Source organism: Thalassospira sp. A3_1 (assembly GCF_017744215.1).
Lineage (GTDB): Bacteria > Pseudomonadota > Alphaproteobacteria > Rhodospirillales > Thalassospiraceae > Thalassospira > Thalassospira lucentensis_A.
The window spans coordinates 725,806-752,007 of record NZ_JAGHQQ010000001.1 but is presented as its reverse complement, the minus strand read 5'-3'; the positions used below and the strand labels follow the sequence as shown (position 1 = coordinate 752,007).

Below are 26,202 nucleotides of genomic sequence, written 5' to 3'. Positions count from 1 at the left end.
ATACAAGACTTGCTGCGAACGGGGTTTCGGGAAGGAACGCAATGACCCTGCTGGACAAAATCCAGTCGGTCCGCAAGGCGGGCGCGACACGGGAAGGGGATCGCACCCCGCTGGAACGGGTGTTCTGGCGGTCGATTGCCCTTGTCGGCGGATTCAGCATGGTCATCAACATGCTGAACATGGTCATCCCGATCTATTCGATGCAGGTATTTGACCGTGTCCTTTCCAGCCGCAGTGTCGATACGCTGCTGTTGCTGACGCTTGGGATCGTGCTTGTCCTGGTCTTTATTGCGGCGATGGAACAGTTGCGTTCCCGCCTTCTGATCCGGGTTGGCACCGCACTTGATCTTCGACTTGGTGGCGATCTGTTTGCCCATGTCGTGCAGCAGGCGGCACGCGGTAACAATATGCGCCAGCGACCCTTGCGCGATCTTTATGGTCTGCGCGGGTTTCTGACCGGATCGGGGCCCTTTACCCTGATCGATTTCATGTGGGCGCCGGTTTATATCGGTGTGGTTTTCGTCTTTGATACGCGGCTTGGGCTTGTGGCCTGTGCCGGGGCGACGATCCTGATCCTGATTGCGATTGCCAACGAGGCGGCGGCAAAGATTTCGGTCGACCGGTCCGAAGAAAGCCAGAACCGGGGCATCGCACAGGAAGAAACCTATATCCGCAATGCCGAGGCGATGGAAGCCATGGGCATGACCCCGTCCGCACGCCAGCGCTGGCAGGCAGACCAGTCCGATGCCCTGTATTGGGAAGGTCAGGCCAGCCGCCGGGTCGGCACATCGACCACGCTTTCGCATTTCATTCGTCTGGCGATGCAGGTGTGCTTTATCGGGGTTGGCGCCTATCTGGTGCTGACTGAGAGCATCACGATCGGGATCATGGTGGCATCCATGATCATGGGGATGCGCGGGCTGGCGCCATTTGATGGGGCGGTTTCGGCATGGCGGAGCTGGAATTCGGCACGCAATTCGTTCGAACGGCTTAACAAGATCCTTCTGGATAAACGTCAGACGAATACGGCCCCGCTGCCGCGCGGGCGCGGTATGTCGGTGACTGTTGACCGGTTGGTCTTTGCACCACCGGGCAGCCGAAACGTCCTGTTCAAGGGATTTTCCTTCAAGACCGGGCCGGGGCAGGTGATTTCCATCGCCGGGTTCAATGGGGTTGGTAAAACCGCCCTTTTGAAGCTGATCATGGGCATCTGGGTGCCCGGATCGGGATCGGTCAAACTTGACGAGATCGAAGCATCGCGGATTGATCGCGGTGAACTTGGCCCGCAGGTCGGCTATCTGTCGCAGAACCCGTTCCTGTTTCCCGGAACGATTGCCGAAAATATCGCGCGTCTTGGCAATGCGGAAATGCGCGACATCATTCAGGCGGCCGAACTGGCCGGGGCGCATAAATTCATCCTTGATCTTCCCGATGGCTATGAAACCCGGGTTGAACGGGGCGGGCGCAACCTTTCGGGCGGGCAGCGGCAGTTGATTGCCCTTGCCGCCGCCCTGTTCGGGCGGCCGCGCCTGTTGCTGCTGGATGAACCGACAACCGCCCTTGATGACAATGGTGTTGGTCATATCAGTGCGTTGATCGATATCGTGCGCCGGGCCGGGATCACGACCTTTATCGTCAGTCACGAACGCGAAATTCTTTTGCGGGCCGATGCGATCCTTGCCCTTGCCAACGGGCAGATTCAGGTCGTGCCGGTGCGGGCCAAGGCCGATCAGATGATCGCGCCTCCTCCCGCCCCAATGGCCTCGCCCGCGACCGAACCGGCGCGTGACGGACAAATGCGGATCACCCCCAAACGGATTGCCGTTCCCAATCCGGATGCCCCACGCCCGATCATTGAAAAGAATTCGTCGCAAAATCAGACACCTGAACAGCCGCTCCTGCCGGCAGGCATCATGCCGACGCCGACGCCGACCCGCGCACAGGCCAGCCGTGCCGCGCAGGCCAAGGCAACGGCCGGGATCGAACGCGCCGAAATGGTGCCGCAACCGACACCGGGCGGCACCATGATGACCATGCGCCCGGCAACCCGTAAAAAGGCCGCGGCAACGGCGGATGAACGTGCGGAACGGATGCGCATCGCCCGTGAAAAACAGGAACAGCAAAGACTGAGCGCGCGCAAAACCGCCCGCGAAGCCGCCCTTGAAGCCAGCCGCAAGGAAGCACGTGCGCAGGTTCTGGCCAAAAAGGCCGCCGCGCGGGAAGAAGCCCGCAAGGCACGGCGTGCCGCCGAACGCACCGCCGCAGAACAGCCAGCACCGGCCCCGCGCCCGAAACGCAGCGACCCGCCGCAGCTTCGCGTGGTTGAAGGATCGGCTGGTCGCAGACAGGGTGGTGCCTGATGGCAGGGGTGCAGCTTCCGACCGCGCGCGAACTTGAAACCGATGTCAGACCGCTTGTGCGGATCGGTCTTCTGATCCTGATCCTGGGTGTCGGGTCGGTGATTTTGTGGGCGGCAACCGCGCGCATCAATTCCGCCGCGACGGCAAGCGGCGTGGTGGCACCGTTTTCGGGCCGCCAGAGTGTCCAGCATCTCGAAGGCGGGATCATTCGCGAAATTCTGGTGCGCAATGGTGCGCGCGTGCAGGGTGGGGATGTTCTGATCCGGCTTGACGATACGCGTGCGCGCGCCAGTTATGACCTGCTTAACAACCGGTATCTCAATGCGCTGGCGACACAGGCGCGCCTGATTGCCGAGCGTGGCGACAAGGACCGAATTCAGTTTCCCGCCCCGCTTTATGATCCGAAATATGCCGGGATTGTTGAATCGCAGGAAACCCTGTTTCAAAGCCGCATGAACGCGTTTCGCGGTGAACTTGACCTTTATGACGAACGGATCAAGGAACTGCGCCGCGAGATTATCGGCACGCGCGAACAGAAAACCGCAGCCGAACAGCAGGTTGGCATCGTCAAGGAAGAGCTGGCGATGGTCAAACCGATGGTCGATCTTGGCTATGCCAGACGGACCCGGTTGCTGCAGCTTGAAAGCCGTCTGGTTGAAATTCTGGGTAATATCGGGCGGTTTTCGGCCGATATTGCGCGCATCGAACAGCAAATCCAGCAGGTCAAATCCAGTCAGGCGCAGCTCACACGGGACAATCTGCAAACCATCAATACCGAGCTTCGCGATATCCAGGGCGAGATTTCCGACCTGAATGAACGGCTGCGATCGGCCGAGGATATTCTGGTGCGGTCCGACATCAAGGCCCCGCGTTCCGGGACGGTGACCAATTTGCAGTTTTCGACCGTTGGCGGGGTGATCCCGCCCGGTGCGCAAGTCCTTGAAATCGTGCCGCAAGATGACAAGCTGGTGATCGAGGCACGGGTATCGCCGAACGATATTGATGTCGTGCATGAGGGGCTTGAGGTTAATATCCGGGTGACGGCGTTCAGTCAGCGCTGGTTTGCGCCGGTAAAGGGGATTGTGTCCGATGTGTCGCCGGACCGTCTGACGGATCCGGAAGGCCGCCCGTATTTTCAGGCGATGATCGAAATCGATTCGGAAAGTCTTGCCGAACATGAAGGCATGATTTTATCGCCGGGAATGGCCGCACAGCTTGAAATCGTGACCGGTGCCAGAACGATTCTCGCCTATCTGTTTGCCCCGATCACCGACAGTTTTGATCGCGCATTCCGCGAACAATAGGCACTGGCGCCCGATTTGGGGTGCCTATATCCACCCTATACAACCTGACAGATTCTGTCAGAGGCGAATTTCGCCTTCCAAATCCCCGTAAAACATGAAAAAAATGTGATTTACCGATTCTGGTGCTCATCTTCCGTTGATGGGCTCTTGATTGGGGTCTATACTAGTGTATATGGATGGTTGATTGCCTTCCATGAAAATGGATTGAAAAATTAGTCCCAAGTAGGGAGCAAAGCCTTGGCCTCGCCCGCCAATCAAGACGATGGCACCGGTTTAACCGATGCCGATATCGAACAGGTACTGGATGACCGCGCAGAGGATGGCTCTGCTGCGGGTAATTCCGATTCCGGTTCGTCGGGCGAGACGGGTTCACAATCCCCTGCAACGCAGGTCTTTACCAATATCCAGAACGTCATCGGCACGTCGTATAACGACATCCTGATCGGGGATGCGGGCGACAACACGCTGATTGGTGGCGCGGGCAACGATATCCTGGTACCGGGCGAGGGTCAGGATGAAGTTACTGGTGGCGAAGGCCGCGACACATTCGTTTTGCAGGCTGGATTTGGGCAGGCGACCATTACCGATTTCACCATTGGCGAAGATTATCTGGCCCTTGATGATCTCGGCATTGAAAGTGCGGCCGATCTGGTTTCGCGCGCTTCGGATGACGGTCAGGGCAATGTCGTCATTACCTTTGCGACCGGCGATCAGCTTACGCTTAAGGGCATTACGATTGCCCAGCTTTCCGACATCACCCTTGTTGATGCCCCGAAACTGACGGATTTCGCGCTGGACAGCTCCGGCGATCCGTCGTCGGGCGATGCAACCGTCATTGACGGAACGTCGGGTGATGACGTGATCCAGGGCACGTCTGGCGACGATGTGATTTCGGGCAATGGCGGCAGTGATGCTGTTGATGGCGGTTCTGGCAACGATACGCTGTCATTTGACGGGTCCGAAGATGCCGTGACCGCCGATCTTTCGACCGGTACGGCAGGCAGTGTCAGCGGCAGCAATACCGTTTCATTTAGCAATATCGAAAATCTGACCGGGACATCGGGCGATGATGTCCTGCGCGGGGATGCCGGAAACAATACGCTTTGGGGTGGTGCAGGCGACGATACCTTTGGCGCCAGTGCCGGCAGCGATACGATTGACGGTGGCGCGGGTCGCAACACCCTTGATTACAGCACGTCCGAACAGGGTGTGGTTGTTGACCTGAAAAATGGTGCAGCCGAAAGCCGGACCGAGGCCGAAACGGACGATGATGCCGCATCTGAAACCGGCAGCAACACGGATTCCGGCGCGGCAAATGACGATGCATCCGGCGGTGATACGGCAGCCGAGACCGACACCGGTGCGGACAGCAGTTCCGAAAATTCTGGTGAAACGACCGGCGATACGACCGATGAGGCATCAGACCCGTCGGATGATCCGGTGACGGGCGAAACTGATACGTCCGGCGGTGATACGACCGATAGCGAAACAGGTGATCAGGCTTCTTCCGGTAGCGGTGGGGAAACCTCCCAGCCAGAAACCGATGGCGGGGCTGGCGATGATTCTGCATCTGGGGGCTCGGGTGATGACACCATCACCGAGGAAACCGGCGACGCAGAAACCGACACGGGAACCGAAACCGACACCGGTTCGGACGAAGGTGATGAAACCACCGGTGACGCCGGAACGGATGACGAAGCCGATCCGAACACTGGTAGCGATGAAACAACCCCAACCGGTCAGAATGGGACCGAAGCGGGCTCTGATGCTGGCGCTGATACCAACACGGAATCGGAAACCGGCAGTGACGAGACGGATGGGGCTGGCAATAACGATGGTGCGCCGCAGGAAATCGAAACCGGATCGACCAACGACGGTGATCAGACGCAGACGGGCGATACGCAAACCGGCGCGCAGGATGACGCATCCGATAACGCATCCCCGAACGAGCCGGATGATACGGCATCGGGTGATGGTTCGGGTGAAACCGGTGCATCTGGCGAAGAGACTTCAAACGGTGCGGGTGGCACCGATCCCGCAGACACCGCCGATGAAGGTTCGACCGATCCGGTGACGGAAGGAGAAGACGCCCCGGCAGAAAACGGTTCGGAAACATCCGGAACCGAAGAAGGCTCTTCGACCGAAACCGACGGTGAGACTTCCGGTGATGCATCGAATGAGGCCACCGACGGAGAAACCACACCCGATCAGCAAACACCCCCTGCTGAAACCGGTTCGGACGCAGAAGGCGACGAAACGAACGCGGGTGACGGTGCCGAAGGCGACAGCCTCGGCGGTTCGGATGGCGCGGGCGAAGACGTTCTGAATGAAGATACGCCTGTGTCGGATGATGGTGATGACAGCACGGACGGCGAAGAACAGCCATCCGGAGAGAACCAGACCGAACAGGAAAACACCAATAGCGGCCTTCAGGCCGGGGCAGAAACATCGCCGGAATCCGGTGCGGATGAAACCGGTCTTTCCGGTGACGCAACCGGTGATGAGACTGTTGGTGAAGATGAAGGCGACGGCGAGGATACGACCGGCGGCGAAACCATCGATGGCGAAGCAGACCCGATTGACGCGGGTGCTGAAGGTGGCGACAGCACATCGGGCGAGCAGACGGATGGTGAGACCACGGGCGAGACGGATTCCGAAGCCGGGGATGAGGCTGGTGGCGATACCGGAGGTGGTGCTACCGACAGCGGAAATGAGACCGGCGACGATACCAATATCTATGACAACACCCCGACATCGGGGAACGACATTGTCCATGGCTCCGATGGTGATGATTTCCTTGGCGGGGCTGCCGGGAATGACACCCTGCAGGGCAGTGGCGGCAATGACGTCATGGATGGTGGTCTTGGTAACGATGTGCTGCAGGGCGGCCTTGGCGACGACACCCTTGATGGAGGTGCCGGTGCCGATGTCTTGCAGGGTGGTGAAGGCAATGACAGCCTTTATGGCGGCTCCGAAGACGACATTCTTCAGGGTGGCGAAGGCAGCGACCTTCTGGTTGGTGGTACCGGCAATGACGTTTTGCAGGGCGGTTCGGGTGATGATTTCCTGCGCGGCGGTCTTGGCAATGATCATATCCAGGGCGGCGATGGTACTGATACCGTCAGCTATACCGATGCGACCGATGCGGTAACCGTCGATCTTTCGCAGAGCACGGCAACCGGTGGGGCAGGCAATGATGTCCTGCAGATGGTTGAAGACGTCATCGGTTCGGACTTCGATGATCATATTACCGGTGATGACGGCAATAACGTGCTGATTGGCGGGGATGGCATCGATACCCTGACCGGTGGGGCGGGTGACGATACGCTGACGACCGGTTCGGGCAAGGATGACATCGAACTGACCGAGAATTTCGGTAGTGACACGGTTACCGATTTCAATATTGCCGAAGATACTGTCGATCTTTCGAAGCTGGGCGTGACCGATTTCGCGACCCTGCAAGCGATGATGAGCGACGATGGCAACGGCAATACCATTATCGATTTCGGCGAGCAGGGTGTTCTGACCCTTGAAGGGGTCAGTTCGGACAGTCTTGTTGCGGATAATTTCCGCGGGTTTGGCCGTATCTTTGAAAGTGATGGCGACGACGTTGCCGAAGGTACTGACGGCGATGATGCGCTGTATGGGTTTGACGGGAACGATATCCTTGGCGGTGGAGCCGGTGACGATGTCATTTCTGGCGGTTATGGCAATGACACGCTTTCGGGCGGTTTGGGCAACGATACCCTGCGCGGTCAGGAAGGTATTGATACGGTTGATTATTCCGGTGCCAATGGGTCGGTGAATGTCGACCTTGCCGCCGGTAGTGCAACCGGTGCCGATGGCAATGATGTTCTTGACCGTATCGAAAACGTTATCGGATCGAATTACGACGATACGATTTCGGGTGACAGCGGTGTTAACGTGCTCCAGGGCGGGGCAGGCAACGACACCATCACCGGTCGCGATGGCAACGATACGCTTGATGGCGGTGCCGGTGACGATACCTTTGTCGCCGAGGCAGGCAATGACACCTATATCGGCGGCGCGGGCAACGATACGCTGGATCTGAGTGCGCGCGATGGTGCGCAGACGGTTAATCTGGGTGCCGGTGTTGTCATTGATGATACCAGCGGTGAGACAGATACCGTCACGGGGATCGAGAACATTGTCACCGGTGCTGGCAATGACGTTGTGACTGGCGATAGCAGTGATAACGTTATTTCGACAGGTGCCGGTGACGACTTCCTGAATGGCGGACGTGGCAACGATACTCTTGATGGGGGTGACGGTGTCGATACCGTCAGTTTTGCCGGACAGACTGGAGTTACTGTCGATCTTGCTGCCGGGACAGGACAATCCGATTTTGGCCAGACGATTTTGTCCAACATCGAAAACGCTGTTGGTTCGTCGGGTGACGATGTTATTCGCGGCAATGATGGTGCCAATATTCTTTCAGGTGGTGCAGGCGACGATACCCTTTCGGGCGGGGCGGGGGACGACACGCTGGTTGGTGGTACCGGTAGCGACACCGCCGACTTTGTCGGGACGAATGCCGATATCAATGTCGATCTGGCCGATGGCACTGCAACCGGCGAGGGCAATGATACCCTGATCGAAATCGATAATGTGACAACCGGCGATGGTGATGACGTCATTCACGGTAACGATCAGGACAACATTATTGATACCGGTGCCGGAAACGATACCGTTTTCGGTAGTACTGGCGATGATACTTTGTCTGGCGGGGATGGACGGGACACGTTGTCCTATGCGGGCGGGGCGGACTTTGCTCAGGGGATCGTTCTGGATGCGCAGACCGGTCAGGCCGTTTCCGGTGGTTCGGCGGATATTTTCAGCGGGTTTGAAGAATACGAGGGCTCTTCGGGCGCGGATATTCTTTCGGGCAGTGATGCGTCGGAACGTTTCATTGGTGGTGCGGGCGACGATACCATCGATGGGCGCGGTGGCGACGATACCCTCAGCGGTGGAAGCGGTCGGGACACATTTGTTGTCTCGGCGCAAAGCGACAATGACCTGATCACTGATTTTGATCCGGCCAATGACGTCATCGATATTCAGGGCATCGACGGACTTGAACTGTTTTCCGATGTCGCCGGATTTATCGGTGAAGATGCCGCGGGCAATGCCACGATTACGGTTGGCGGTTCGGTCGTCACACTTGAAGGTGTGGATCCCGATGCCCTTACATACGCGAACTTTGCCGGTATCCGGTCGCTGGATGGTACGGAAAATCGTGATGTTCTGAGCGGAACGAACCGCAGTGACGTCATCAATGGCCTGGCTGATGACGATACGATTCATGGTAATGCCGGAAACGACACCCTGTTTGGCGGGGATGGAAACGATCTTCTGAACGGCGGCACGGGCGACGATGTCCTTGATGGTGGTGCCGGAAACGATACCGCGCAATACGGAGACGCAGCTTCCGGTGTTTCGGTCGATCTTGGTGCGGGAACGGCATCGGGTGGTGCGGGTAACGATACCCTGACCGGGATCGAGAACGTCAGTGGTTCGATTTATGCTGACAGTCTTACGGGTAATGATCAGGCCAATACCCTTCTTGGTGGACAGGGCGACGATACCATCAGTGGGGGGGATGGTGACGATTATCTTGTCGGCGGTGTTGGCGCTGACATGCTGAATGGCGGTGCCGGCAACGACAAAATCGCGGGCGGTAGCGGTATTGACACCGTTACCTACGATGACGCGGCTGGCGGTGTTGAAATCAATCTCGGTGCCGGGTCAGCGATCGGGTCCGAAGGTTCCGATACGATTACCGATATTGAAAACGCTATTGGTTCCAGCTTCAACGACACCATTACAGGTTCCGAAGGCGCAAATACCCTGAGTGCCGGTGCCGGGGATGACACCCTGAATGGCGGGCGTGGTGACGACCTTCTGATTGGTGGTGACGGTTCGGATACTTTTGTTTTCGGGACGTTTGCCGGGAACGATAAAATTGCCGATTTCGATGTGACCAGTGACCAGATTGATCTGGGCGCGTTTGATATTCCAAACTGGGAAGCGTTAAAACCGTTGATCAGCACAGATGATAATGGCAATGCCGTTATCACGATCAATGGCAACAGCCTGACATTGACCGGTATCCCGGTTTCGGCACTCGACGTTTCAAACTTCAGCGGCCTTGAAACCCTTGGCGCGACCGAAAATGATGATGTGATCAACGCCACGGATGTTGCTGAAATCATCGATGGTCTCGCCGGGAACGATACGATTTTCGCGGGTGCGGGGAACGATACTGTTTTTGGTGGGGAAGGCGACGATACGCTTTCAGGTGGTGCGGGAACGGATGTTCTTGACGGTGGTACAGGTTGCGATACGGTTGATTATGGTCAAAGTGTCGGGGTCGATGTCGATCTTTCTGCCGGGACAGGTTCTGTAGGCGGTATTACCGATACCTTGATCAATATCGAAAACGTTATCGGTTCGCAAAATGCCGACCGTATTCTTGGCGACGATCAGGACAATATCCTGCGTGGGGAAGCAGGCAATGACACGTTGTCAGGCGGTGCCGGGAACGATCAGGTTCTTGGTGGTGCCGGGACAGATATTCTTTCAGGTGGTGCCGGTGACGATATCCTGAACGGGGGCAGTGGTGTTGATCTTGCCGATTACTCTGCTGCTACGGGCGGTGTTACCGTCGATCTGGCGGCGGGCACGGCGAGTGGCGCGGATGGCAATGATACATTGTCAGGCATCGAAAACCTGCAAGGCAGTGCGTTCGACGATACGCTAATAGGCGATGGCGCTGATAACACCCTGATTGGCGGCGATGGCAATGATGTCCTGGCCGGTGGCGATGGCAACGACATGCTTCGCGGCGGAGCCGGTAATGATGTTATCGACGGCGGTGCAGGCCTCGACACTGCGAGTTTCGAGGATACCGGTGCTGTTACGGTCAATCTTGCGGACGGTACGGCGACAAGTGCATCGGGAACCGATACGCTTTCAGGTATTGAAAACCTGATCGGTTCGTCCGGGGCTGATAACCTGACGGGTGATGCTGGCAATAACGTGATTTCTGCCGGGGGCGGGAATGATACCATCACCGGCGGCGCAGGGGATGATACCCTGACTGGTGGCGCGGGTGCCGATATTTACCAGATTGCGCCGGGTGACGGGAACGACACAGTTACCGACTTCAATGTCAACAGTGATCAGATTGATCTTACCGGGCTATCCATCGACACCTATGGCGAACTGTTCGAGCAGATGAGCGAGAACGGTAATGGCGATCTGGTGATCGACTTTGGTGACGGTGTGACGATGACGCTGGAAGGTGTCAGCAAGGCCGGTATATCTGCGGATAACTTTATCGGCATTCGCGACATTGTCGGTACGCTTGGTGATGACGTTCTGACTGGCACGGACGGGCGCGATACCCTGTCGGGTCTTGACGGGGATGACACGCTTTACGGTTTTGAAGGGGATGACAGCCTTGCCGGGGGGGCTGGTGACGACCTGCTGAATGGTGGCGACGGGGATGACCGTATTGACGGTGGTGCCGATACCGACACCGTCGATTACAGCGATGCCGCTGGTGGCGTTAATGCAAGTCTTCAAACCGGTGAGGTTTCCGGGGCCGCGGGCAATGACCGTCTGTCGAATATCGAAAACATCATTGGCAGTTCTTCCGCCGACGTCCTGACCGGCAGTTCCGGGGATAACGTGATTTCGGGTAATGCCGGGGATGACGTGATCGATGGCCTTGGCGGGAATGACACCCTGTTTGGTGGCGCGGGCAGTGATACCGCATCCTACGCATCGGCGTCGGGCGGGGTTAGTGTCAATTTGGCCGATCTGACGGCAACCGGTGCCGCCGGTGATGATGTTCTGGTCGATTTCGAAAATGCCACTGGCTCGGCATTCAATGACGTGCTTGAAGGTGATAACGGCAATAACCGTCTTGATGGCGGCGCAGGCAACGACACCCTTATCGCAACGGGTGGCAATGATACCCTGATCGGTAACGGGGGTGTCGATACGGTCGATTACCTCAATGCGACCAATGGTGTGAATGTTGACCTGACAACCGGATCGGCAACCGGACTTGGGACGGATACATTAAGTGCCATTGAAAATGTGAGCGGATCGAATGCCGGTGACATCATCACTGGAGATCAGGGGGGTAATATCCTTGATGGCCGTGCGGGCAACGATATCCTTTCGGGTGGGGCCGGCGACGATACCCTGTTGGGTGGGGCTGGTAACGATACCCTGATTGCAGGTGATGGTGTCGACCATGTTGATGGCGGTGATGGTATTGATACCATCGATTATTCGGCACAAACCGGTGGTGTTGAAATCGATCTTGCGACCGGTCAGACAGATTCGGAAACAGCCGACAGCGTTTCCAACGTTGAAAATGTCATTGGTTCGTCCTTTGGCGATACGATCACGGGTTCGGATGCTGATAACACGTTGATTGGCGGTGCCGGGAACGACCGGTTTATTGGCAGTGCCGGAAACGATGTGTTTGACGGTGGTACTGGCACAGACACGATTGATTACAGTACTGCTGATGGTGGTGTATCGCTGAACCTGCAGGCAGGTTCGACGCAAAAAGCGGATGGTGCGGACAGCTTTACCGGTATCGAGAACGCAACCGGTACTGACTTCAACGACAGCATGACCGGGTCGAGCGGTAATAACGTTCTATCGGGTGGTGCCGGGAATGATTTCATCAGTGCCGAAGGTGGAAACGATACCGTTATCGGTGGCGCGGGCGATGATACTCTTCGCGGTGGTGCGGGCATTGATACGCTTGATTATTCCGGTGCGACCGGCGGACAGACCGTCAATCTGGCGACGGGCATATCCAGCGGTGCCGATGGCAACGACGATATTGCCGGTTTCGAAAATGTCACGGGTACGGCTTTTGACGACACGATTACCGGTAATGATGCTGACAATACATTGCTTGGCGGGCTCGGGAATGACGTATTGTCGGGTGGTGCCGGTAACGACCTTCTGAATGGTGGTGCTGGCAATGACAGCTTTGTCGGCGAAGCCGGTGACGACACCTATGTCGGTGGTGAGGGATCGGATACTCTTGATTTCCGGACGGCCCAGTCGGGTTTGAATATCGATCTTGCCAACAATATTGCCACCGGAGCCGATACAGGAACCGATCTGTTCACCGGGATCGAACAGATTCTGGCGTCCGATTTCAACGATACCATCACCGGAAGCAACAATGCTGATACGGTTATCGCTGGTGCCGGCGAAGATACACTGCTTGGCGGTGCCGGTGACGACGTTCTATCGGGTGGCGACGGTAATGACCTGATCGATGGTGGCACAGGTCGCGATATTCTCGACGGTGGAGCTGGCGAAGATACCATTTCCTATAACAGCGCCAGCGGCTCGGTAAGTGTCGACTTGCAAAGCGGTGTCGTTGGCGGTGCCGACAACGACCAGATTTCCAATTTTGAAAATATCAACGGTTCGGCCTTCGCCGATACTTTGCGTGGTGATTCCGGCACCAACAGCATTGACGGCGGTGCAGGTGATGATTTCATCGATGGTCGTGCCGGTGATGACGTTCTGTCAGGTGGTGCGGGGAATGATACGCTCCGTGGCGGTACCGGGTCGGATACCATAGATGGCGGTGCCGGTGTCGACACGCTTGATCTTTCTGACCTTGCCGGTGACGTCACCGTTGATATGGCCGGTGGTCAGGCAACTGATGGCGCGGATACCGACAATTTTGCCAATATCGAAAATATCACGACCGGATCGGGCAATGACACTGTCGTTGGGGATGATGGCAACAACATCATTACGACTGGCGCTGGCGACGACGTTGTAAATGGTGGTGCTGGCGACGATGTCATTTCCGGCGGTGACGGTGCCGACACGCTTGAAGGGGGGGCAGGCAACGATACCCTTCTTTCCGGCGGCGGTGACGATGTTCTGATGGGTGGTGACGGGCTTGACACCGCCAGTTATGCCGACGCAACCGGCCCTGTTCTGGTTGATACCGCAAACGATACTGTCAGTGGGTCTGCAACCGGCACAGATACGCTTGACGGTATTGAAGTTATTGAAGGTTCGGCATTCGACGATACCTTTATCGGTGGTGCGGAGAACGACACCTTCATCGGTGGTGCTGGTGATGACACATTCGAAGCGGGTCTTGGTAGCGACACGCTGACACTCGGAACTGGCAGGGATCAGGTCGTGTTTCGTCCGGGCGACGGTAATGACACGATTACCGATTTTGATCCGGCGAATGACGTCATTGATCTGACGGACTTCAATATTGCCGGTTATGGTGCTCTTGAAAGCCTGTTTGGAACCGATGCCCGCGGCAACCTGACCATTACGCTCGATAGCGGTGATACGATCACCCTTGAAGGTGTTCAGGCATCTTCGCTTGGCATTGATAATTTCATCGGTGTCGATGTCCGCCTGGGGACCGAAAATGCTGATGAAATGATTGGCGGTTCAGGCGGTGACATCATCAACGCGTTGGGCGGGGATGACACTGTTTCGGGCGGTGACGGCAATGACCGCCTGATTGGTGGCGCTGGCAATGACATCCTTTCTGGCGATGCCGGCGATGATACGCTGGTTGGTAATTCGGGTTCCGATACGCTGGTCGGTGGTGCAGGCAGTGATACGGTCGACTACTCGACCGAGACGGCCGGTATTGTGGGTGATCTGTCGACCGGTACAGTCACTGGTGGTGATGGCGATGATGTGCTTGATGGCATCGAAAATCTTACCGGGACGCTGTTTGAAGATACGCTGACGGGTGATGTTGGTGACAACACCCTGTCGGGCCTTGCCGGGAATGACACGCTGGCCGGGGGCGAAGGCAATGACGTCATTGACGGCGGTGCCGGTTCGGATACCGCTGATTATGGCAGCGCCAACAATGCTGTTGACGTTAATCTTGAAGACGGCACAGCCACCGGTCAGGGCAACGACACGCTTGCCAATATCGAAAATGTTGTCGGTTCGGACTTCAACGACACAATCAATGGCAATGCTGCAGATAACACCGTAACGGCCGGGGCCGGGAACGACGTGATCAATGTCGGTTCGGGGGATGACGTTGTTGATGCCGGAAGCGGTGATGACGAAATTACCGGCGGTGCGGGATCGGATACCCTTTCCGGTGGTACCGGCAACGACGTGCTGGATGGTGGGGCGGATAACGACACCCTGTCGGGTGGCACGGGTGACGACATCATTCAGGCCGGGACCGGCGACGACTGGATTTATGGTGATACCGGTGACGACATCATTGATGGTGGCGACGGTATCGACACGGCCGATTATTCCAATGTCGAAGGCCCGGTTGTCGTTGATCTGGTCAACCAGTATGCATCGGGTTCGGGCGGCAATGATATCGTTCGCAATGTCGAACGGGTCATTGGTACCGATTTTGCCGATACCCTGATCGGGGCGGACGGGGTCAATACCCTGGATGGTGGTTCGGGCAACGATACGCTGTTTGGCGGCGATGGTGACGACGTCATTATCACCGGCGACGGCGAAGACATGATTGTTGTTACCCCGGGTGGCGGCAGCGATACGGTTACCGATTTTGACGTCAACGAAGATGTGATTGATCTGTCATCCTATGGGATTGAGGATTATAGCGATCTTGCTGATCGCATGTTCGATGACGCCAACGGCAATGCGGTTATCTCGCTCGGCCCGGGTGAAAGCATCACGCTTGAAGGTGTTTCGGTCGATGATCTTGGGCCGGATAATTTCTTTGGCTATGTCACCATCGAAGGTACTGAATTCGACGACGTCCTGCAGGGCAGCCAGCTTGGCGATGAAATCAATGCGCTGGACGGTGACGATATTGTTGATGGCGGTGCCGGTGACGATGTCATCAATGGCGATGCGGGCAACGATACCCTGATCGGTGGTGCCGGTGATGACGAACTGAATGGCGGGGATGGCAACGATACCGCCGATTATTCCGACACATCCGAAGGTGTCACCGTTGACCTGAGCACAGGTAGCGCAACTGGCGCAGCCGGAAACGATACCCTTGATAGCATCGAAAATGTCACCGGCGGGGATGGCGACGATATCCTGATTGGTGATGAAAACGCCAATATCCTGGATGGCGGCGCAGGCAACGATACCGTTTATGGCAATGGTGGCGACGATACCCTGATTGGCGGCGAAGGCGATGATACGCTGTCCTACGAAGGGGCCGAAGAAGGCGTTTCCGTTGACCTTGCCAATGGTACCGCAACCGGTGGTGCCGGAAATGATGTGATTGACGGCTTTGAAACCGTGATCGGGTCTGATCATGCCGATACCATTTCGGGCGATGATGCCAGCAACGTGATCGAAGGTGGTGCCGGTGACGATGTGCTGGCCGGTGGTGGTGGCGATGACACCATTCTGGGCGGGGCGGGTAACGATACCCTGCAGGCGGGTACCGGCAATGATACCCTTGTCGGTGGCGATGGCACCGATATCGCCGATTATTCGGACCGGACCGATCCGGTTGTGGTCGATCTGGCCGCGGGTACCGGCACGACTGGCGATGGCAACGATACCCTGATCGATATCGAAGGGGCGACCGGTGGTTCGGGCAACGATACCCTTCTGGGGTCGGATGGCGATAACATCCTTTCGGGTGGTGCCGGTGATGATACCCTTTCGGGCGGTGCGGGCAACGACACCCTTGCCGGTGGCGCCGGGGCAGATCTGCTTGATGGTGGGGCCGGTGACGATGTCCTGGCCTTCGAAGGGGACCATGTCGCGGCGTCGGGTGAAACCACCGACCATGTCGGCAGCCCGACGACGGATGGCACCGGTGACGTTGCCGATATCAGTGGTAAAAACCTTTCTGATGACAGCTTTGTCGGTGGCGAAGGCAACGATACCCTGCAGGCAGGGGACGGTGATGATGCCATCATCCTGGATCGCGATCACGCCGGTGGCGGTGCCGCCAACCCGTCGATTGTCGATATTGAAAACATCAATGCCGGTGCGGGTAACGATGTTGTCGATCTGACCAGTGAAACGCATTCCTATGGTGACGTCACGATTGATGGCGGTGCCGGTGACGATACCCTGTGGGCCAATGATGGTGATGACGTCATCCTTGGGGGTGCCGGTTCGGACAATATTCTTGGCGGTGCGGGTGCCGATAATATCGATGGGGGTGCTGATAACGACATCATCGATGGCGGAACCGGAAATGACATCATCGCGGGCGGTGCTGGCGACGACACCATCATGGCCGGTATCGGTGATGATACGCTTTCGGGTGGTGACGGTGCCGATACACTTGATATGTCTGCGGCCAATGGCGCGACAATTGACCTGACCAATGGCACGGCAAGCAGCGATGCCACCGGTTCGGACAGCATTTCCGGCTTTGAAAATGTGATCGCGACGGATGGTGATGACACTATCATCGGTAATGCCGCGGACAATGTGATTGATGCCGGTGCAGGCAACGATACGGTTTCGATTGATGCCGGTAACGATCACCTTGATGGCGGCGACGGTATTGATACGCTTGATCTGTCGGGCACCAGTGGCGGGGTAACGGTTGATCTTGCCGCCGGCACGGCGAATGGTGGGCAGACCGGTTCCGATACGATTGCCAATTTCGAAAATGTCACGGGTTCGGCAGGCGCCGATACCATTACCGGCAGTGATGCGGCCAACACGATTGACGGCGGCGCTGGCGAGGACGTGATTGATGGTGGCGCTGGCGACGACGTCCTTTCGGGCGGTGCGGGGAATGACACACTGGTGGCAGGCGACGGCAACGACACCCTGAGCGGTGGCGATGGCGCGGATGTCTTTGTTTTTGAAGATGGCAGCGACGCCGATCTGGTCAGCGACTTTGACATCGCCAGCGACGTGATTTCCCTGCCCGATATCGGTGTTTCAAGCTGGACCGAATTGCAGCCGCTTCTGTCCGATGGTCCGGATGGTGCGGTGATCACGTTGCCGTCCGGCGGCACGGTAACGCTTTCGGGCGTTGCTGTTGGCGACCTGACACCGGATCACTTTGCCGGAATCGAAAATGTCGGAACGCCGGGTGATGATACACTTGGCGGTGGCAGCGGTGACGATACGGTTGGTGCCGGTGATGGCAACGACACGGTCGACGGTGGCGAAGGTAATGACTCGGTCGATGGTGGCGACGGCGATGATTCCGTTGGTGGCGGCACGGGCGACGATAGTGTTGGCGGTGGTGCCGGTAACGATACGGTCGACGGTGGCGAAGGTAATGACACTGTCGACGGCGGCGACGGTGATGATTCCGTTGGTGGCGGATCGGGTGACGATAGTGTTGGCGGTGGTGCCGGTAACGACACGGTCGACGGTGGCGATGGCAATGACACGGTCGACGGCGGTGATGGTAATGATTCCGTCGGTGGCGGTGCGGGTAACGACACTGTTGGTGGTGGTGCCGGCGACGATACGGTTGATGGCGGCGAAGGTGATGATACGCTTGACGGTGGTGATGGCAACGACACCCTGATCGGCGGCCCCGGCACGGATACGCTTGACGGCGGTGCGGGTGATGACGTTCTGGAATTTGGCGCGGATCGCACCGGTCAGTCGGGTGATACCACCGATCATGCGGGCAGCCCGGGTGTCGATGGCACCGGCGAAATTGCCGATCTTGACGGTCTTGGTATCAGTGATGATCAGTATGATGGCGGTGACGGCATCGATACGCTGGTGGGCACGTCGGGCGGCGATGCGATCATTCTGGATCGCGATCATGAAAATGGTTCCGCCAATCCGTCAATCAGTGGCGTTGAAGTCATTGAAACCGGCGACGGTGATGACGTTGTCGATCTGACCAGCCAGGTTCATTCCTATGGCGATGTCACGGTTGATGGCGGGGCTGGCAACGATACCATCTGGACCAGTGCCGGGGATGACAGCGTCCTTGCGGGTGATGGCAATGACCATATCAATACGGGTGCCGGCAGTGACGTGATTGATGCCGGGTCGGGTGATGACGATATCGCCGCTGGTTCCGGCGATGATGTGATTGCCGCAGGTGACGGCAATGATGTGATTTCGTCGGGTGACGGTAATGATACGGTCGATGCCGGTGCGGGTGACGATACCGTTATCGGTGATGCCGGTAATGATATTCTTGCCGGTGGCGATGGCACCGATACGCTTGATCTGACCAATGCCGATGGCGGGGCTGTCATTGATCTTGAAAATGGTACGGCAAGCAGCACGGAAACCGGTTCTGACAGTATTTCGGGCTTCGAACAGGTCGTTACGGGTGCGGGTGACGATACGATTTCCGGAAGTTCCGCCGATGACACAATATCGTCTGGTGCCGGAAATGACACGATTGACGGTGCCGATGGCAATGACCGGATCGTTGCCGGTGATGGCAACGATGTCGTGTCCGATGGTGCGGGCAGTGACCATGTCGATGCCGGGACGGGCGATGACACGGTTATCGCGGGTGCCGGTGATGACAGTCTTGATGGTGGCCAGGGCAATGACACCATCGACATGCGCAACGCAACCAGTGGTGCCACGGTCAATCTGGCGGCAGGTTCGGCGCAATCGGCAGAAACCGGTTCGGACATCATTTCGAACATTGAAAATGTCACAACCGGTTCGGGCGATGATGAACTGACCGGATCGGACGCCAATAACGTCATGGCCGCAGGGGCGGGTAACGACACCCTTGATGGCGGGGCTGGCGACGATACGCTTTCGGGCGGGGCGGGCAATGACAGCTTTATCTTTGCCGATGGCACCGATGATGATGTTGTCACCGACTTCGAAGTCGGGACCGACAAACTGACTCTTGATGGCACGGGCATTGAAACCTGGACCCAGCTTCGTGATCTGATCACCGGCAATTCGCTTGGCGATGCGGTGATCAATCTGCCGTCCGGCGGCACGATAACGCTGCAGGGTGTCAATCCGCTTGATCTTTCAGCCGATGATTTCACCGGTGTGACCGATGGTGGGACGCCTTATGACGACAGCCTGACCGGTGGCGATGGCGATGACGTCATTGATGCGCTTGCGGGTGACGATATTGTCGATGGCGGTGCCGGTAACGATACGATTGATGGTGGTGCGGGCAACGATACCCTGACGGGTGGTTCAGGCGATGACACCGTCGATGGCGGGACCGGTTCGGATACGCTTGGCGGCGGCACCGGCAATGATGAACTTAATGGTGGAGATGGCGCCGACACGCTTTCGGGTGGTGCAGGTGACGACACCCTTGATGGCGGATCCGGCGACGATGTCCTGAATTTCGACGCCGATGGCACGGCCGCAAGCGGTGAAACCACCGAAAATACCGGCAGCCCGGGCGTCGATGGCACCGGTGAGCTTGCAAATATCGGCGGCAAGAACATCTCGGACGATACCTTCATCGGTGGTGACGGTACCGACACCCTGAACCTGACCGGTGGCGGTGATGCGCTGATCCTTGATGGCAGCAAACTGGGCGATGGCCAGACGACGGGTAGCACGATCGAAACCCGGACATTCGGCCTGACGGATTCGGCATCATCGGGTGCCGTGCAGGCCGCATGGTCGGATGCAAATCTTTACGCCTTTGATTTTGGTACATCCTATGTCGGTGAAGACGGCAAACTGAACCTTGCCGCGGCCGATGACACCGTGACTTTTGATGGCAACGGTATCGGTAATAACGGCGGTTCACCGGCCGGAAGCCAGATCAACCACAATGGCAATACCGGCGAAAGCGAAGCCGTTGTTGTCGATCTTGGTGCCAATGCGCGCAATGCCACGGTTCAGGTTTCCAACCTGATGGCATCGGAACATGGCGGCGAAGTCGGTTCGTGGCAGGCCTTTGATGCCGATGGCAATCTGGTGGCATCGGGTGTGCTTGACGAAAGCACGATCAATTACACCAGTGGCGGTGTCGGCACCGCAACCATCAGTGTCACCGACAGTCTGGGCAATCCGGTTGAATTCCGTTACCTCGCCTTTGAAAGCGAACCTTATGCCGACGGTTCATCGGGTGGTGACAGCAGCGACTATTTCGTGCGTTCCATCACCTTTGATGCGGTGGTTGAAGAAACCGTCACCGACGGCGCGCGCCTTGACGGAATCGAGGTTATCAATGCGGGCGAAGGCAACGACGTTGTTGATCTGACCAGCGATACGATTGCCTATGGCGATGTCACCATCAATGGTGGCGGCGGCAACGATGCGCTTTGGGCCAACGAAGGCAATGACCGCATCAATGGCGAGCTTGGCGACGACAATCTTTATGGCGGTGCGGGTGACGACTATCTCGATGGTGGTTATGGCCGTGATGTCCTTGATGGTGCCGAAGGCAATGATACGCTGATCGGCGGGCAGGGTAACGACACGCTTCGTGGTGGTGAAGGCGACGACATCATCCATGGCGGTGGTGACATCGATACCGTGACCTATGACGATGCGGCATCGGGCGTGAATGTTGATCTGGCCAATTACACCGCGACTGGTGGTGCCGGGAATGACGGCATCTACTGGGTCGAAAACGTTGTCGGATCTGCCCATGATGACATCATCAGGGGCGATGCGCAGAATAACACGCTGGATGGCGGTTCTGGTGATGACACCCTGTCGGGTGGTGCCGGGAATGATGCGCTGCGCGGTGGTGATGGCAACGATACGGCGGATTACAGCAATTCGGCCGCGGCGGTTCGTGCGAACCTTGCAACCGGTACCGCACAGCTTGCCAATGGCGAAGCAGACACCCTGACCAGCATTGAAAACCTGATTGGTTCTGGCGGCAGCGACACCCTGACCGGGTCGAATGGCGACAACCTGCTTTCGGGCGGTGCGGGCAATGACAGCCTGATCGGCAATGGCGGCAATGATACCCTTGATGGTGGTATCGGCAACGACATGCTCGATGGTGGTGATGGTGACGACACCCTGATGGGGGGCGACGGTGCTGATCGTCTTTATGGCGGGGCAGGCAATGATACGCTTGATGCTGGTGCTGGTAACGATACCCTTGATGCCGGGGCGGGTGACGACGTTATTCTGGCGGGCGATGGTAATGATGTTATCACCGCGGGTGCCGGCGCCGATACGGTTGATGCGGGTACGGGCGATGACACGGTTGTTGCCGGTGCAGGCAACGATATCCTTGCCGGTGGTGATGGCACCGACACCCTTGATTTCAATGCTGCCAATGGTGTGACGGTTAACCTGTCGACCGGCACCGCAAGCAGCGATGCCACCGGTACAGACACCATTTCCGGCTTCGAGAATGTTCTGGGCACGGCGGGTTCGGATACGCTTATCGGATCGAGCGGGGCAAACGTCCTGTCTGGTGCGGATGGTGATGACGTTCTGGACGGGGGTGCGGGTGATGACTCCGTTTATGGCGGGGCCGGTAACGACACCATTATCGCCGGTGCCGGGAATGACACGCTTTCGGGTGGTGCGGGCACCGATACCCTTGATCTGAGCCAGGCGGCAAGTGGTGCCACGGTTGATCTGTCGGCCGGTACCGCAAGCAGTGCCGAAACCGGCAACGACACTATTTCCGGTTTTGAAAATGTCATCGGATCGGCGGGCAATGACGACATTACCGGATCGGATGGTGATAACGTCCTTTCGGGCGGTGCCGGGGATGACACCATCGAAGGCGGTGCGGGTGCCGATACGCTTGATGGCGGCGATGGCATTGATACCATCAGCTATGAGGGTTCAAGCGCCGGGGTCGAGATTTATCTTGGCGATACCGATGGCAATGCCAGAACACCGGGCGAAGGTGGCCGTGCGTTTGGCGGTGATGCCGCGGGCGATATTCTTGCCAATTTCGAACGCGTCATTGCGTCGGCGCATGATGACTATGTCTATGGCAACAGCCAGAACAACGTTGTCGATCTGGGTGATGGCAACGATACGTTTGACAATGTCGAAGCCGATGTCAGTGCCGATACAGTCGATGGCGGCGAAGGCAATGACACGATCTGGACCGGCGATGGCGCCGATACCCTGATCGGTGGCAATGGCAACGACTATCTGAACGGTGAAAAAGGCGACGACACGCTTGACGGTGGGGCTGGTAATGACAGCCTTGTGGGCGGCGATGGCAACGATACGCTGGATGGCGGATCGGGCAATGACCGTATCACGACCGGGTCGGGTGCCGATCTGGTCAAGGTCACAAGCCTTGTCGGTGATAAGGTCGTTACCGATTTCAACACAAGCGTTGATCAGATTTCCCTTGATGCCCTTGGCATTTCCGAATGGTCCGAACTGGCCCCGCGTCTGAGCGAGGTCAATGGCAATACCGTTATCGATCTGGGGCCGGATGGCTCGGTCACGCTGCTTGGTGTGCGCCTGAACGAAGTCACGTCCGACATGTTTGTCGGGATCGAAGGCCCGGTTGGCGCGACGCCGTTTGATGATGTCCTGCTGGGCACCAGCGAAGATGATTATATCGATGCACTGGCCGGGAATGACGTGGTCGATGGCGGGGATGGCAATGACACCATCCTTGGCAATGATGGCGACGATAACCTGTCGGGTGGTGCCGGGAACGATACGGTTTCGGGCGGCAACGGCAATGATGTGATCGACGGTGGCGACGGCGATGACAATCTGGATGGCAATGACGGCCATGACGTGATCGCGGGCGGTGCGGGCAATGACACCCTGATCGGCGGATCGGGCAACGATGTGATTTCCGGCGGCGGTGGTTCGGACTTCATCGATGCGATGGATGGCAACGATGTTGTCACCGGCGGTGATGATACCGACACGATCTATGGCGCGGCCGGTGATGACCAGCTTTCGGGCGAAGCGGGCGATGATGTCATTTCGGGCGGAGATGGTGCCGATACCATCAATGGCGGTCTTGGAAATGACTTGCTTTCGGGTGATGCGGGCAATGACACCCTTTCGGGAGCGGATGGCAACGATACCCTGATGGGTGGCGACGGTGCCGATACGCTTTCGGGTGGCACCGGCAATGACGTCCTGTCGGGCGGCAATGACAATGACCTGCTCGAAGGCGGTATCGGAAGCGACACCCTGTCGGGCGATGCCGGTAACGACACGCTGCTGGGTGGGGACGGCAACGATACGCTTGATGGCGGGGCTGGCAACGATACCTATACCGGTGGTGCCGGTTCGGATCAGATCATCGTGTCGGATAATTCCGGCGACAAGGTTGTCACCGATTTCAATCCGGCAAGTGACCAGATCAATCTGTCTGCGCTTGATGTGGATAACTGGGCCGAACTGCGTGGCCTGATGTCCGAGGTCAATGGCAACGCCGTCATCAACCTGAACGGTCAGGGTACACTTACCCTGCTGGGTGTCGCGATCAGTGATCTGAATGCGAACATGTTCGTCGGTGTCGAAGCCTCGACCGGGCCGACTCCCTATGACGATGTCCTGTATGGCACCAGCAACAATGACACGATTGCCGCCCTTGCGGGTGACGATACCGTCTTTGGCCTGAATGGGCAGGACACGCTGTCGGGCATGGATGGCAATGACAGCCTCTATGGCGGTGATGGCGACGACAAGCTGTATGGTGACAACGGGAATGACCTTGTCGATGGTGGTAGCGGGCAGGACAGCATCACCGGCGGCGAAGGTGACGATACGCTGGATGGTGGGTCGGGTGATGACCGCGTCTGGGGTGGAAACGGGGCCGATACGCTGCTGGGCGGTCAGGGTCAGGACAGGCTGTATGGCGAAGCCGGCAATGACGTGATCGATGGCGGCACCGGCGATGACTCGATCCTTGGCGGTGACGGTAATGACGTTCTGGATGGCGGTGAAAACAACGACCGTCTGTGGGGCGGCGATGGCAACGATACCCTGTTTGGCGGATCGGGCGATGACAAGCTTTATGGCGATGGCGGTAATGACACCCTGATGGGTGGTCAGGGTCACGATACCCTTTCGGGTGGATCGGGCCGGGATACCGCAAGCTATGCCAATGCAACATCCGCCGTTGGCGTCAGCCTGAAAAACGGTACTGCTGTTGGCGGTGATGGCTATGACGTGCTGTCTTCGATCGAAGATCTGATCGGCTCGAACTTCAACGATTACCTGTTTGGTGATGATGGTGCCAACCTGCTGTCGGGCCTGTCGGGCGATGACGTTCTGGGCGGTGATGGCGGTAACGACACCATCTGGGGCGGCGATGGCAATGACGTCATCAATGGCGGTTCGGGCACTGATTTGATCGATGCCGGTGCCGGTGACGACATCATCGAATATCAGAAGGATGCGACCTGGTCGGGCAGCTATGCCGCAAAGAATGTCGGCGATCCGGATATGAACGGCACCAACGAACAGATCAATCTGCAGGGTTATACCCGTTCGCAGGATATCTTCGACGGTGGCGATGGTACCGATACCCTGTCCCTGACCAGCGGCAATGATGCCTTGTTCCTTGACGACAAGATCACCGACCCGGGTGTTTCGCCGCGCATTTCGAATATCGAAGTCATCGATGCCGGTAACGGCGACGATATTGTCGATCTGACCAGCGAAACCCAGTCTTACGGTGATGTGACGGTTCTTGGCGGAACCGGCAACGACATCATCTGGAGCAACGCGGGGGACGACGTCCTTGACGGCGGCGAAGGCAATGACACGCTTTGGGGTGGTTCGGGCAACGATACCCTGTCCGGTGGCAATGGTATCGACATTCTGAACGGTGGTGCTGGTGATGACGTCCTGCAATATAACGCCGATGGCGTCTGGAGCTCCAACTGGCATGCGCTGAATGATGGCGCGCCGGGTGAAGATGGCCACGACCACAATAATGGTTGGGGCCATACTGGCCATCACGGGAACGGTTGGGGCCATGATTACAGTGGTGATTCCGGCACCGGTGAATATGTCAATCTGAACGGCTATAACCAGTCGAACGACATTTTCGAAGGCGGCGATGGTACCGATACCCTGAAGCTGACCAGCGGCAATGACGCCCTGTTCCTTGCCGATACGGTCAGCGATCCGGGCATTTCGCCGCGCATCCGCAATATCGAGGTGATCGAAGCCGGTGATGGCGATGACATCATCGATCTGACCAGCTCCTATGAAACCTATGGCAATGTCACGCTGGATGGTGGCAACGGCAATGACATCCTCTGGAGCAATTCGGGCGATGACGTGCTTTTGGGCGGGGCGGGCAATGATCGCCTGTATGGCAGTGCCGGTGACGACACCCTGACTGGTGGTTCGGGCTGGGATGAGTTCGAGATCGGCAAAACCAACGGTCACGACATCATCACCGATTTCACCCCGGGCGAGGACATCATCAATCTGTCGGAATGGAATTACAGCAACTTCAACCAGATCAAGAACGACATGCATCTTGATACCGATGGCAATGTCGTCATCGATCTTGGCAATGATGCGTCTGTCACCCTGATGGGTATTCATGATCCTGATGATCTTGATGCCGATGATTTCGGGTTCGGCACCTGATCGCGGATCGCTCCGATTACCTGACCGGAAAATGACAAAGGCAGCCAAACAGGCTGCCT

3 protein-coding genes are annotated in these 26,202 nt (G+C 57.5%); all 3 read left to right on the top strand.

Going from position 1 to position 26,202, the window contains the following annotated elements; translation table 11 throughout:
* Window positions 1-41: 41 nt before the first annotated feature.
* The 3 genes from J7395_RS03305 (at window position 42) to J7395_RS03295 (ending at window position 26,143) form a co-directional block, all read left to right on the top strand.
* Window positions 42-2,360: a type I secretion system permease/ATPase gene (locus tag J7395_RS03305; RefSeq protein WP_209220511.1), complete on the top strand. Its 2,319-nt coding sequence runs from the start codon at window positions 42-44 to the stop codon at window positions 2,358-2,360.
* A complete protein-coding gene (locus J7395_RS03300; RefSeq protein WP_062960660.1) occupies window positions 2,360-3,664 on the top strand; it encodes an HlyD family type I secretion periplasmic adaptor subunit in 1,305 nt (434 codons plus the stop codon). The genes J7395_RS03305 and J7395_RS03300 overlap by 1 nt, the downstream gene beginning before the upstream one ends.
* A 237-nt stretch (window positions 3,665-3,901) precedes the next feature.
* The gene (locus J7395_RS03295) at window positions 3,902-26,143 is read left to right on the top strand and encodes a hypothetical protein (RefSeq protein ID WP_209220510.1); all 22,242 of its coding nucleotides are present in this window, start codon (window positions 3,902-3,904) and stop codon (window positions 26,141-26,143) included.
* Window positions 26,144-26,202: the final 59 nt, after the last annotated feature.

What these genes read in the sequence shown, in the direction of transcription:
- J7395_RS03300 (WP_062960660.1), top strand. Translation starts at nt 2,360, where the DNA reads ATGGCAGGGGTGCAGCTTCCGACCGCGCGCGAACTTGAAACCGATGTC.
- J7395_RS03305 (WP_209220511.1), top strand. Translation starts at nt 42, where the DNA reads ATGACCCTGCTGGACAAAATCCAGTCGGTCCGCAAGGCGGGCGCGACA.